This is a genomic window from Microbacterium saccharophilum (genome assembly GCF_007992455.1).
Taxonomy (GTDB): domain Bacteria; phylum Actinomycetota; class Actinomycetes; order Actinomycetales; family Microbacteriaceae; genus Microbacterium; species Microbacterium saccharophilum.
This window is the reverse complement of the sequence record NZ_BKAH01000001.1, coordinates 393,259-406,573: the sequence shown is the minus strand read 5'-3', so window position 1 is coordinate 406,573 and position 13,315 is coordinate 393,259. Positions and strand designations below refer to the sequence as shown.

The window sequence follows — 13,315 nt, the reverse complement described above, 5'->3', positions numbered from 1 at the left end:
GGGTTCCTTAGGCTGGACCCATGACGATCCCCGCGCTCACGCTCAACGACGGCCACACCATCCCCCAGCTCGGCTTCGGCGTCTTCAAGGTCGACCCCGCCGAGACCGAGCGGATCGTCTCGGAGGCCCTCGCCGCCGGCTACCGGCACATCGACACCGCCGCGATCTACGGCAACGAGGAGGGCGTCGGCCGCGCGATCGCCGCGAGCGGCATCCCGCGCGAGGAGCTCTTCGTCACGACGAAGCTGTGGTTCGAGGACCAGGCCGGCGACAAGCCGCTCGCCGCGATCGATACGAGCCTGGACAAGCTCGGCCTCGACCGCGTCGACCTGTACCTCTCGCACTGGCCGGCACCGAAGAACGGCCACTTCGTCAACGCCTGGGAGCGCATGATCGAGATCCGGGATGCCGGGAAGGCCACGAGCATCGGCGTCTCCAACCACCTGCCCGAGCACCTCGAGAAGGTCATCGCGGCCACCGGCGTGACGCCCGCCGTCGACCAGATCGAGCTGCACCCCGCCTATCAGCAGCGCGACGTGACGAGCTTCGCCGCCGGCCGCGGCATCCTCATCGAGGCGTGGGGGCCGCTCGGCCAGGGCAAGTACCCGCTGTTCGAGGAGGAGCCCGTCGCCGCGGCGGCCGCCGCGCACGGCAAGACCCCCGCGCAGGTCGTGCTGCGCTGGCACCTGCAGCAGGGCCACATCGTGTTCCCGAAGTCGAGCACGCCGGAGCGCATCCGGGAGAACCTCGACGTCTTCGGGTTCGCGCTCACCGACGACGAGCAGGCCGCCATCACGGCGCTCGAGCGGGGCGGGCGGGTCTCCGCGCACCCCGACGAGGTGAACTAGACCCAGCCCTGCATCCAGTTGTGCAGGCGGTAGAACTCGTACGGCACCTGCATCGCCGACCACAGCGGATACCAGAAGACCGAGAGCGCGAGGGCGACCGCCAGCACCACCAGGACGACCCGCTGCCCCGCGAGCCGCCGTGCCGCCGAGGCGTGGGCGGGCCCGGCGATGTCGCGGAGCGCGAAGGTCAGCGCGAGGAGCAGGAAGGGCAGCAGGGCGATCGTGTAGAACTGGAACACCGTGCGCTCCGGGAAGAGCAGCCACGGCAGCCAGGTCGCCGCGATCGCGGTGAGGAGCACGGCGTACCGCCAGTCGCGGACCACGACGAAGCGGTACCCGATCCACACCGTCGCGGCGACGCTCGCGTACCAGAGCAGCGGGTTGGGCATCGAGTAGAGGATCTGCAGGCAGCCCTGCGCGCTCGCGCAGCCGTCCTGGCCGTCCGGGACGCTGCCGGTGAACATCGCCGTCGGGCGCCAGAGGAACGGCCATGCCCACGCCGGCGACATGTAGCTGTGCGGCGTCGACATGCCGGCCATCGAGGTGTAGATCGTCTCGTGGTAGCGCCAGAGGCTCTGCAGCGACAGGGGGACCCAGCTCCAGACGCCCGTCGCGGGCTGCGCGTCCGCGTCGTGGCGGCCGTAGCCGCCGTCGGTCAGCAGCCACCCCGCCCAGGAGGACAGGTAGACGACGAACGCGACGGGGACGAGCAGGACGAAGGATGCCGCGCCCTGGCGGACGGCGTCCATCGGCCAGAACGCGACGCCGAGGCGCCGCCGCTCGAGGGCATCGGTGATGACGAGGTAGAGGCCGACGGCCGCGAGCACCCAGACGCCGGACCACTTCACGGCGCACGCGGCGCCCGCTGCCGCGCCGGCCGCGACGACCCACGGCCGGTTCCAGCGCACCGGGCCCCACCGCGGGGGTGCACCACCGTCGGTGCGCGCGCGCACGATCCCGGCGAGCCGGTCGAGGTGCGCGCGGCGGTCGAGGACCATGAACCACACCGCCAGCAGGATGAAGAACGCCAGGAAGATGTCCAGCAGGGAGACGCGGCTCATGACGATCGCCTGGCCGTCGATCGCCAGGAGCCCCGCGGCGATCGTCGCGAAGACGACCGAGGGCACGAGCGCCTTGGCGAGGAAGTACAGCACGAGCACGCATGCCGTGCCGATGAGGGCCGCCGCGATCCGCCAGCCGAACGACGAGTCCGCGCCGAACAGCGCCATTCCCGCGCCGATGAGGTACTTCCCGAGCGGCGGGTGCACGACGAAGCTCGGGTCCGTCGTGAAGATGTCGGTCTCCCCGGCGGCGAACCGCGCGTTGGCGTCCTCCGGCCACGTCGCGGCGTACCCCAGGACCCACTGCGACCAGGCGTCCTTCACGTAGTAGGTCTCGTCGAAGACGAGGGCGTGCGGGTGGCCGAGGTTCACGAGCCGCAGCACGGCGGCGAGCAGGGTGACGAGCAGGGGAGCGAGCCACCCGGCGACGCGGCGGAGGCGGGGCTCGCCGGACAGCCGGGCGCGCCAGCGCTCGTAGGGGGTCGGGGGTGCCGTCGGCAGGAGGGTCTCGACCGTCGTCGTCACGTCGACCAGCCTATGCTGGGGCGGGTGATCATCCTCGCCGCGACGCCCATCGGCAACCTGGGGGATGCCTCGCCCCGCCTCGTCGCGGCGCTCGAAGCCGCCACCGTGATCGCGGCGGAGGACACCCGCACGGCGCAGCGGCTCCTGCAGGCGCTCGGCGTCGACAACCGGCCGCGGCTCGTCGCCCTCCACGAGCACAACGAGCGCCAGCGCGCCGCCGACCTCGTGGAGCGGGCGCGGGAGGAGGACCTCCTGGTCCTCAGCGACGCCGGCATGCCGACCGTGAGCGACCCCGGCTACGCGCTGGTCGTGGAGGCCGTCTCGCAGGGCGTAGCGGTCACCGCGATCCCCGGCCCGAGCGCCGTCGTCACGGCGCTCGCCGTCGCGGGACTGCCCACGGACCGCTTCACTTTCGAGGGGTTCCTCCCACGCAAGGCCGGAGACCGGCGATCGACGCTCGCCCCACTGTCCGCAGAGCGGCGCACCATGGTCTTCTTCGAGGCCCCGTCGCGCATCGCGGAGAGCCTCGCCGCAATGGCGGGCGCCTTCGGCGCCGACCGGCCCGCGGCCGTCTGCCGCGAGCTGACGAAGCTGCACGAGGAGGTCGTGCGCGGACCGCTCGGCGAGCTCGCGACGTGGGCAGAGGGCGGCGTGCGCGGTGAGATCGTCGTCGTCGTCGCCGGGGCCCCGGCGCGCGAGGTGTCCGCCGAGGATGCCGTCGCCGAAGTGCAGCGGCTCGTCGCCGACGGCATCCGTCTCAAGGATGCCGCCGCCGAGGTGTCGGCGCAGACGGGCCTGTCGTCGCGGACGCTGTACCAGGCGGCTCTCGCCGCCCGGTCAGCGACCTCCTGAGGCGCGCCCGATCAGCCCTTGACGGAGCCGGCGGTCAGGCCGCCGATGATGTAGCGCTGCAGCGCGAGGAACAGCACGAGCACCGGGATGGCGGCGAGGATCGCTCCGGCCGCGAACAGCCCCCAGTTGCTGGAGAGCTGGTTGGACACCCACTGGAACATGCCGACGGCGAGCGTCCAGTTGTCCTCGGAGACCAGGATGATCTTCGAGATGATGTAGTCCCCGAACGCCGAGATGAACGCCAGCAGCGCCACGACCGCGAGAATCGGAGTCACGAGCGGGAAGATCAGCCGCCAGAAGATCACGGCGTGCGAGGCGCCGTCGATCTTCGCGGACTCGTCGATCTCGATCGGGACCGTGTTGAAGAACCCGTACATGAGGAACGTGTTCACGCCCAGGGCGCCGCCGAGGTACACGCAGATCAGGGCGATCTTCGAGTTCAGGCCGAGGGCGGGGAAGACCTCGCCGAGAGCCAGCAGCATGAGGAAGATCGCGACGAACGCGAGCGCCTGCGGGAACATCTGGATGATGAGCAGCGCGGTGAGGCTCGTCCGGCGGCCCTTGAAGCGGAACCGGGAGAACGCGTAGGCCGCCGCGGCGCCCATCATGACGGCGCCGATCGCCGAGACGCCGCCGACCAGCAGCGTGTTGCCGTACCAGGTCCAGTAGCGGGTCTCCGACAGGGCGGCGTAGTTCCCGAGGTCCAGCACGCTGAAGATGGCGTTGCTGGCGGCCAGGTTGCCGTTGGGGTTCAGCGACGCGGACAGCACGTACACGAGCGGGAAGATCGCGTAGAAGAGGATCACGAGGGCGACGAGGTACTTCCAGCCGACCTCGGTCAGCCAGCGTCGCCGCCGGGCCCTCGTCCGGTCCTGGGCCGGGCCGTGGTCCGAGGTCGTCGCGGTCGACGCGCGCGTCTGAGTGGGAGCGGACATCACTGGTACTCCTCGAGCTTCTTGGTCTGGCGGAACGCCAGGGCGGAGATGAGGCCGACGACGATGAACACGAGGATCGACAGGGCGCTGGCGAGGCCGTAGTCCGCCTTGCCGCCGGAGACCCCCGAGATGTCCCAGATCGCGGAGATCAGGATGTCGGTGGATCCGAGCGCGTACGGGGCGCCGGGTATCGCGGGGCCGCCGTTGTTGAACATGTAGATGATGGTGAAGTTGTTGAAGCTGAAGGCGAAGGACGAGATCAGCAGCGGCGCCGTCGCGACGAGCACGAGCGGAAGGATGATGGAGCGCAGCTGCCGGAAGCGGCCCGCCCCGTCGATCGACGCGGCCTCCAGGGCGTCCGCGGGCAGCGCCTGGATCGCGCCGGTGCAGACGAGGAAGTAGTACGGGTAGGTCAGCCACACGTTGACGAACAGCACGGCCCCCCGGGCGAGCCAGGGGTCGCCGAGCCAGTCGATGTTCGCCCCGCCGAAGAAGAACTCGTTGATGACGCCGAACTCGGCGTTGAACATGCCCCGGAACAGCAGCGCCGACATGAACGCCGGGAAGGCGTAGGGGAGGATGAACAAGGTCCGCAGGATCTTCCGGCCCTTGACCCGTTCGTCGTTGAAGATGATCGCGAAGACGAGCCCCATCGCGAAGGGGATCAGCACCGAGAGGATCGCCCACGCGAACGTCCACACGGTCACGAGGCCGAGCGGCTCGAAGAGGTCCGGATCGGTGAAGAGGCGGACGAAGTTTGCGAAGCCGACGTTCGCGGTCCAGCCCGTGGCGAGGGTCGTCCCGTCCTCGGCGGCGAAGGTGCCGTCCGCGGTGGCGGAGTAGACCGTGCCCGTCGCCGTGTCGGTGATCGTCTGCGCGTCCGGGTTCCACTCCATCGTGGAGAGGTAGACGGCGCCCGTCGTGCCTTCACGCGTGCGGATCGAGCCGTCGTTGGGGTCGTCGGAGATGGGCACCCGCAGCTCGACGACGGCGTCCTGCATGGCCGGGTCGCTGATGAGCGTGTTGCGCGGCACGACGTTCCAGCCGGGCACCTCGGTGGCGGCGCCCGATCCGGACGCGTCGCCGACGACCTGCAGCGGCTGGTCGGCGGTGCCGGCCTTGATCTCGCCGTCCTCGACGATCGCGAACCCGAGTTCGCCGTTCTGCTCGATGACGGTGAGCGGGTAGGAGGGGGAGCCCTCGACGCGGCGCTCGCCCTGGCTGAGCGCGGCGTTGACGGCCTGCTCCTGCGAGCCGACGTGGCCGGCGCCGTAGTTGGTGAAGGCGATGTACGCCGTGTAGCCGAAGATGAAGACCTGGAAGATCAGCAGGAACGTCAGTCCCGGCAGGAGGTACTTCAGCGGCAGAGCGCGCTTGGTGAAGTAGATGATGTCGGCTGCCACCAGGACGAGGACCGCGGCGGCGAAGATCAGCCACGCTTCCGCCCGGAACGCGGCGACGATGCCCATCAGCCCGAAGGCGTTGATCACGGCCATGATGGCGAGCTTCACGAGGAAGCCCCAGCCGAGGCCGCGCCAGTCGCGGCCGTGGGGTTCCTTCGAGGGGGCCGGTGACAGCGGCGCCTTCGGCGGCGTCGTGTCAGCGGCGATCGTGCCCTGCGGGACCGACATGTTCATCTCCTTCGACGAGGCGAATGGTTCCGGGGGCGGGCGGCGTGCGCCGCCCGCCCCCGGAGGGGATCAGCCGATCGTGGCCTCGAGGTCGGCGACCATCTTGTCCCACGTCGACACGGGGTCGGCGCCCTTGATGATCTGCACCTGAGCGGCGTTCCACAGGTCCCAGACGGAGCCCATCTGGGGGATGTTCGGCATCGGGACGCCGTTCTGCGACGACGCGAGGAAGCCGGCGATCACCGGGTCGGCCGAGACCTCTTCGGCGATGGTCGACCACGCGGGGATGCGGGGGTCAGCCTCGTAGAGGGCGCGCTGCGCGTCCTCGGTGGCGAGGTAGTTCACCAGGAACTCCTGCGCGACGAGGGCGTTCTCGCTCTCCGCGCTCAGGTAGAAGCCCTGCACGCCGACGAACGGCGATGCGGTCTCGCCACCCGCGGACGGGATCGGGTTGACCTTGACGTTCGCGCCGTTCGCGGTGAGCGCCTCGATGGCCCAGGGACCCTGGATCGTGTAGGCGGCCTTGCCGGAGGCGAACAGCTCGTTGTTCGTGTCGTAGTCGACCGTGGTCGAGATGTTCCCGGTGCCAGTCTCGCCCTTCTCGCCGAGCCACGTCGCGAAGGCCTGGCCGGCCTCGCCGCCCATGCCGACCTCGGTCGTGTAGCTGCCCGAGTCGTCCTGGACGAACACCGGCGCGCCGAACGAGGTCTGGAAGCCGTACATCGTGTACGCGTCACCGGTCTGACCGGCCGTGTTGATCACGAACGGGCGCTCGGCGCCGGACGCGGTGCCGGCGGCGATCATGTCGTCCCACGTCGCGGGGGCGTCCTCACCGACGAGGTCGGTGTTCTGCACGAGCGCGATGGTCTCGAGGGAGTAGGGCAGCGCGTAGAGCTGGCCGTCGTAGCTGAACGCGTCCAGCGCGACCTGCTCGAACTCGCCCGCCACGTCGCCGAGGTCGAGCGTGGAGACGACACCGGCTTCGACGAGGCCGCCGAGCCAGTCGTGTGCGCCGATCGTGATGTCGGGGCCCTCGCCGGTCGGGACCTGGTTGGTGAAGTCGGTGCGGATGTCGTCGAAGTTCTTCTCGACGAGCTCGATGGTCGCGCCCGTCTCCTCTTCGAACGTCGCGGCGGCCGCCTCGATGGCCGGCTGGCGGTTGGCGTCCGTCCAGATGGTGAGCGTGACGCCGCTGGCGTCGATGGGCCCGGCGTCGGTCTCGTCCGGGGCCGGGGTGTTGCCGCCGCCGGAGCAGCCGGCGAGGAGGATGGTGGTCGCGGCGAGTGCGGCGACTCCGATTCCCAACTTGCGCATGGATTTTCCTTCCATAGGGTGGTCGATCCTGCGGGGCCTCTTACGAGGTCGCGCCCTTACGACCGATGGTGGTTGCTGCGGCCAGCCGGCCGCAACGGGTGTTTCTCAGTGCGATGTGCGCGGGAGGGTGCCCGCACACGGTGTGGTGATGTGGAGTGTCAGGACTGCGCACTCCGATCTGCTGTGTGCGGCGAGCGGATGACGGCGACGTCGCCGCCCGCAAGCTCCAGCATGCCGTCGGTTGCGGTCTGCGTCAGCAGATCCACCCCCGAAACTGACAACGAAACGGTCACGGCGGAATGGTTGATCGCGACGAGGAAGTCGGCGTCCGCACTCGTGCGCCGGACGACCTCGACGCCGGCCGGGAGACCGGCGGGGGTGATGCCGGCGTCGGCGTAGACCTCGGCCATGACGGCCGCGAGGCCCTCGGCATCCGGGCGGGTGCTGATGTACCAGCCGGTGCCGGCCCCGTGACGGTTTCGCGTGATGGCCGGCTCACCGGCGGCGGGGCCGTCGACGTACACGCCGCGGACGTCGGCCCCGGAGAGGACGAGGTCCTCCTGCCAGACGTCGGCCGTGACGGGGCGGCCGGCGAAGTCGACGGTGCACGTCGCGCCTTCGCGCAGCGGCAGGTGCTCCTCGACGCGCAGCCCGAGCGCGGGCTCGAGGGGAGCGGCGAAGCCGCCCGCGTGCACGGCGTCGTTCTCGTCGACGACGGCGGAGAAGAACGAGACGACGAGTGTGCCGCCCTGCGCCACGTAGCGGTTGAGGTTGTCGGCATCCGCGGTGCGCAGCATGTACTGGGCCGGCGCGAGGACGAGCTTGTAGCCGGAGAGGTCGTGGCCCGGCAGCGCGAAGTCGGCGGTGATGCCGTCGCGCCACAGGCGCTCGTAGAAGGCGCGGATGCGCTCGCCGTGGTCGACGTCCTCGGAGGGGCGCCATTCGAGGTCCTGCGCCCAGAACGACTCGAAGTCCCACAGGATCGCGACATCGGCCTGCACGCGCGAGCCGCGGACCTCGTTCAGCGTCGCCAGCTTGTCGCCGAGGTCGACGACCTCGCGCCAGACGCGGGAGGTCGTGCCGGCATGGGGGAGCATCGCGGAGTGGAACTTCTCCGCGCCGGAGCGGGAGGCGCGCCACTGGAAGAACAGGATGCCGTCGGCGCCGCGCCCGAGGTGGGAGAGCGAGTTGCGTGCCATCTCGCCGGGGCGCTTCGCGACGTTGCGGGGCTGCCAGTTCACGGCCGAGGTGGAGTGCTCCATGAGGATCCACGGCGCGCCGCCGCCGACCGATCGGGTGAGGTCCGCGGCGATGGCGAGGCCGATCTCGCCCTCCTCGTCCGCCGCCCAGAGGTAGTGGTCGTCCGAGACGATGTCCACCTCCCGCGCCCACGCCCACAGGTCGCAGCCGTTGTGCTGGTTGGCCATGAAGTTCGTCGTGATCGGGCGGTCGCTGTGCGCGCGGATGGCGTCGCGCTCGGCGATGTAGCACTGGCGCAGCTGGTGGTCGGTGAAGCGCGCGAAGTCGAGGCGCTGTGCGGGGTTCACGACGCTGGGCGCGGCGGCGGGGGCGCCGACGTGCTCCCAGTCGCCGTAGTGCTGGCCCCAGAACGCGGTGCCCCACGCGGCGTTGAGCGCGTCGAGCGACCCGTAGCGCTCCTGCAGCCAGAGCCGCCAGGCGCGGACGGCGTTCGGGGAGTAGTCCTCGCCGACCGGGACGCCGTACTCGTTGTGCACGTGCCACAGCACGACGGCCGGGTGGTTCCCATAGCGACGGGCGAGCTCGGTCGCGATGCGGACGGCGGCCGCGCGGTACGCGGGGGAGGAGTGCGACGCCATGCCGCGCGCGCCGAAGCCCATCGTGACGCCCTCGCGCGTGAGGACGCGGGCGTCGGGGTGGTTCGCGAAGAACCAGGCCGGCGGGGAGGCCGTCGGGGTCCCCATGTCGACGGAGATGCCGTTCTCGTGCAGGAGCTCGACCACCTCGTCGAGCCACGTGAAGTCGAAGACGCCCTCGCTCGTCTCGATGAGCGCCCAGGCGAAGATGCCGATGCTCACGAGGTTGACGCCTGCCTCGCGCATGAGCGCGACGTCCTCGCGCCAGGTCTCGCGGGACCACTGCTCCGGCGTGTAGTCGCCGCCGAACGCGATCGCGTCGAGCTTCGGCCAGCTGGGAGCGGTCATTGCTTCGGGTCCTCGAGAGTCTCGGGGGCTGTGACCGGTCACAGCCTGTGCCGTCAGTTTACGTGCCCGAAACATGCGCCGCGGGGACTCGTTACCGAACTGTGACCGGTCCCATCTTCATGCGCGCCGGGCCGGGCGGCGTGGAGGCGCAGGGGTAGAGTCTCGACCGTGGCATCCCCCGACAGCGTGCGAAAGCCGACGATCCGTGACGTCGCGCGCGTCGCGGGCGTCTCGCACGGGACGGTGTCCCGGGTCATCAACGGCGGTCACTGGGTCTCGCCGGAGGCGCGGACCGCCGTCGAGGAGGCCATCGCCCGCACCGGGTACACCGTCAGTCACGCCGCGCGGAGCCTCGCGACGGGCCGGGCGAACTCGGTCGCGTTCCTGCTCACCGAGCCGCACCACCTGCTCTTCAGCGACCCGACCTTCGCCCTGCTGCTGCGCGGGGCCACCGAGACGCTCGCGCAGCGCTCGATGACGCTCGTGCTGCTCGTGGCGGACACGGCCGCGGAGCGGGCGAACATCGAGCACTACGTCCGCGCCGGTCACGTCGACGGTGTCCTCCTCATCTCCTCGCACGAATCCAACCCGCTGCTCGCCTCGCTCATCGCGGCCGGCATCCCGACCGTCTGCAGCGGCGTCCCGCTCGGCGATCGCGCGCATGTGCCGACGGTCTCCGTCGACGAGGAGGGCTCGGCGCGGGAGATGACGCGGTACCTGATGACGCGGGGATACCGGAAGATCGCCGTCATCACCGGCCCCGACGACACCCCGGGCGGTCGCTTCCGGCTCATCGGGTTCCGCGAGGAGATGGGCGACGGTTTCGACCCGGATCTCGTCGAGCAGGACGTCTACTCGAGCGAGGCGGGCGCCGCAGCCATGACGCGGCTGCTGGAGCGCGCCCCCGACATCGACGCCGTCTTCGCGGCATCCGACGTCATGGCCGTCGGCGCGATCGCCGCGATCCGCCGCGCCGGCAAGCGCGTGCCCGAGGACATCGCCGTCGCCGGCTTCGACGACTCCGGGCTCGCCGAGACGCACGACCCTCCCCTCACGACGATGCGCCAGCCCTGGGCGGACATCTCCCGCACGATGGTCGACATGGTGCTGGACGTGATCAGCGGCACCCCGCGCGAGTCGGTCGTGCTCCCGACGACCCTCGTGGTGCGCGAGAGCGCCTGAGCGTCGGCGCGGTCCGGGTCGTCCGGGTCTGCCCGCGTCTGCCGGCGGCGTGTCACACCACCGGCGGGTGACCTGCGACCGCATTCGCCGTTCCTGTGACACGGCACGAGGGCGTGTCACACTACGCGCGGGTAGCCCCTGCCCGGACCCGCAGATTCTGTGACACCCCGGAACGGTGGGGAACGCCGGACGGTGACGGCGGCGGGTGCGGGCGGCGCCGGCGGAGGACGAGAAGGGGTGGGCGTCATCTGACCCTGCGGCATCCGGCGCCCCGCCTAGAATCGACGGGTGACTTCCGGCGGCTCGTTCTACATCACCACCCCGATCTACTACCCCTCCGACCTGCCCCACATCGGACACGGGTACACGACGGTGGCCGTCGACGCGCTCGCGCGCTGGCACCGGCAGGCCGGCGACGACACCTGGATGCTGACCGGCACCGACGAGCACGGTCAGAAGATGCTGCGCGCCGCGGCCGCCAACGGCGTGACGCCGCAGGAGTGGGTCGACAAGCTGGTTCAGGAGTCGTGGTTCCCGCTGCTGGAGACCCTCGACGTCGCCAACGACGACTTCATCCGCACGACGCAGCCGCGCCACGAGGAGCGCGTCCAGCAGTTCGTGCAGGCACTGTACGACCGCGGTTACATCTACGCGGGCGAGTACGAGGCGCTGTACTGCGTCGGCTGCGAGGAGTTCAAGCCCGAGTCCGAGATCGTCGACGGCACCGGCGCGTTCGAGGGTCTCAAGGTCTGCGCCATCCACTCCAAGCCCCTGGAGCTGCTGCAGGAGAAGAACTACTTCTTCAAGCTCAGCGAGTTCCAGGACCGCCTCCTGGAGCTCTACAAGACCGAGCCGGACTTCGTCCGTCCCGACTCCGCGCGGAACGAAGTCGTCTCCTTCGTCCGCAGCGGCCTGAAGGATCTGTCGATCTCCCGGTCCGCGTTCGACTGGGGGATCCCGCTGCCGTGGGACCCGTCGCACGTCATCTACGTCTGGGTCGACGCCCTCCTGAACTACGCCACCGCCGTCGGCTACGGCACCGACCCGGAGCAGTTCGACCGCCGCTGGCCCGCGTACCACGTGGTCGGCAAGGACATCCTCCGCTTCCACGCCGTCATCTGGCCCGCCATGCTCATGGCGCTGGGTCTCGACGTGCCGCGCGGCGTGTTCGCGCACGGCTGGCTCCTCGTCGGCGGCGAGAAGATGTCCAAGTCCAAGCTGACCGGTATCGCGCCCACGGAGATCACCGACGTGTTCGGCTCCGACGCGTACCGCTTCTACTTCCTCTCCGCCATCCCGTTCGGGCACGACGGCTCGTTCTCTTGGGAGGACCTGTCCGCGCGCTACCAGGCCGAGCTCGCCAACGGCTTCGGCAACCTGGCATCCCGCACCACGGCGATGATCGCGCGCTACTTCGACGGCGTGGTCCCCGCGCCCGGCGAGGAGAACGACGACGACCGCCGCATCCGGCAGGTCGTCGCGGATGCCGCCACCGCCGCCGACGCGGCGATGGCCCGCTTCCGCCCGGACGAGGCCATCGCCGCGATCTGGACGATCGTCGACGCCCTCAACGGATACATCACCGACAACGAGCCGTGGGCGCTGGCGAAGGATGACGCGCAGCGCGCGCGCCTCGGCACCGTCCTGTACACGGCCGCCGAAGGTCTCCGCGCGCTCGCCGTGCTGCTCTCGCCGATCATGCCGGAGGCGACGCGGAAGCTCTGGACGGCGCTCGGCTCGACCGAGGCGCTCGAAGGCCAGCTGCTCCGCGAGGCCGGCCGCTGGGGACGCCTGCAGCCCGGCACGACCGTGAGCGCGCTCGCGCCGCTCTTCCCCCGCGTCGAGCAGACCGCCTGACGCGCGCGGAGCGAGAACGCATGGCCCTGCCCGCCGAGAACACCGATCCCAGCCAGTACGTGCGTCAGCGCGAGAAGGGGTCGCGTGACGTCAGCTATCCGGATGCGCCGGAGGCACTGCGCATCCCGGTCTACGACAACCACGCCCACCTCGAGATCGAGGACGGCGAGGAGGGGCTGAGCCTCGACGAGCAGCTCGACCGCGCGGCCGCCGTCGGTGTGCACGGCGTCGTGCAGGCCGGCGGTGACATCGAGTCGAGCCGCTGGTCGGCGTGGGCGGCGGCCAGTCATCCGCGCGTGCTCGCTGCCGTCGCCATCCACCCGAACGAAGCGCCGGCGTATGCCGAGAGCGGCATGCTGCCGCAGGCGATCGAGGCGATCGACGAGCTCGCGGCGCAGCCACGCGTCCGCGCGATCGGGGAGACCGGCCTCGACTTCTTCCGCACCGACGAGGCCGGCCGCCCCGCGCAGTTCGAGGCGTTCGAGGCCCACATCGCGCTCGCGAAGGAGCACGACATCGCGATGCAGATCCACGACCGCGACGCGCACGACGCGGTCCTGGAGACCCTCGAGCGGGTCGGGGCGCCGGCGCGCACCGTGTTCCACTGCTTCTCCGGCGACGAGGCCATGGCGCGGTACACCGCGGAGCGCGGCTACTGGCTGAGCTTCGCCGGCAACATCACGTTCAAGAACGCCCAGAACCTCCGCGACGCCCTCGCCGTGACGCCGCTCGAGCGCATCCTCGTCGAGACGGACGCGCCGTTCCTGACCCCGGTGCCGCACCGCGGCCGGCCGAACGCGCCGTACCTCATCCCGGTGACGGTGCGATTCATGGCCGCCGAGCTCGGCCTCGATGTGGACGAGCTCTCCGCGCAGCTGGCGGCGAACACCCTCGAGGTCTACGGCTCGTTCGACTGACCCCGCCGTC

The 13,315-nt window shown here is 70.6% G+C and carries 10 protein-coding genes; 5 read left to right on the top strand and 5 right to left on the bottom strand.

From position 1 onward, the window contains the following. The first annotated feature begins 20 nt into the window (after positions 1-20). Complete coding sequence (locus tag MSA03_RS02005) at positions 21-848, top strand: aldo/keto reductase (protein WP_147049439.1); 828 nt, start codon at positions 21-23, stop codon at positions 846-848. Here the strand turns inward: MSA03_RS02005 and MSA03_RS02000 are convergent. Next, positions 845-2,434: a dolichyl-phosphate-mannose--protein mannosyltransferase gene (locus MSA03_RS02000; RefSeq protein WP_244946275.1), complete on the bottom strand. Its 1,590-nt coding sequence runs from the start codon at positions 2,432-2,434 to the stop codon at positions 845-847. The genes MSA03_RS02005 and MSA03_RS02000 overlap by 4 nt on opposite strands. Before the next feature lie 24 nt (positions 2,435-2,458). Between MSA03_RS02000 and rsmI the strand changes: the two genes are divergently transcribed. Further along, the gene (gene rsmI, locus MSA03_RS01995) at positions 2,459-3,286 is read left to right on the top strand and encodes a 16S rRNA (cytidine(1402)-2'-O)-methyltransferase (protein WP_147049438.1); all 828 of its coding nucleotides are present in this window, start codon (positions 2,459-2,461) and stop codon (positions 3,284-3,286) included. A gap of 11 nt (positions 3,287-3,297) precedes the next feature. On the opposite strand, the gene MSA03_RS01990 is transcribed toward rsmI, so the two are convergent. The 4 genes from MSA03_RS01990 to MSA03_RS01975 all read right to left on the bottom strand — a co-directional run bounded on the left by MSA03_RS01990 (position 3,298) and on the right by MSA03_RS01975 (position 9,349). Then, positions 3,298-4,221 carry a sugar ABC transporter permease gene (locus MSA03_RS01990; RefSeq protein WP_147049437.1) on the bottom strand — a complete coding sequence of 308 codons (924 nt, stop codon included), beginning with the start codon at positions 4,219-4,221 and terminating at the stop codon, positions 3,298-3,300. Continuing rightward, a complete protein-coding gene (locus tag MSA03_RS01985; RefSeq protein WP_028495134.1) occupies positions 4,221-5,852 on the bottom strand; it encodes an ABC transporter permease subunit in 1,632 nt (543 codons plus the stop codon). Before MSA03_RS01985 ends, MSA03_RS01990 begins: the two co-directional genes overlap by 1 nt. Positions 5,853-5,921: 69 nt before the next feature. Next, entirely contained in the window at positions 5,922-7,166 is a 1,245-nt protein-coding gene (locus tag MSA03_RS01980) for a sugar ABC transporter substrate-binding protein (protein WP_147049436.1), read from the bottom strand. 158 nt (positions 7,167-7,324) lie between these two features. Next, a complete protein-coding gene (locus tag MSA03_RS01975; protein WP_147049435.1) occupies positions 7,325-9,349 on the bottom strand; it encodes a beta-galactosidase in 2,025 nt (674 codons plus the stop codon). Positions 9,350-9,517: 168 nt separating this feature from the next. On the opposite strand from MSA03_RS01975, the gene MSA03_RS01970 reads away from it, so the two are divergent. The 3 genes from MSA03_RS01970 (at position 9,518) to MSA03_RS01960 (ending at position 13,305) form a co-directional block, all read left to right on the top strand. Continuing rightward, positions 9,518-10,531, top strand: coding sequence for a LacI family DNA-binding transcriptional regulator (locus MSA03_RS01970; RefSeq protein ID WP_147049434.1), 1,014 nt, complete (start codon positions 9,518-9,520; stop codon positions 10,529-10,531). Between the two features lie 288 nt (positions 10,532-10,819). Next, positions 10,820-12,388: a methionine--tRNA ligase gene (metG, locus tag MSA03_RS01965; RefSeq protein ID WP_147049433.1), complete on the top strand. Its 1,569-nt coding sequence runs from the start codon at positions 10,820-10,822 to the stop codon at positions 12,386-12,388. 20 nt (positions 12,389-12,408) lie between these two features. Continuing rightward, complete coding sequence (locus MSA03_RS01960; RefSeq protein WP_174799830.1) at positions 12,409-13,305, top strand: TatD family hydrolase; 897 nt, start codon at positions 12,409-12,411, stop codon at positions 13,303-13,305. Positions 13,306-13,315: the final 10 nt, after the last annotated feature.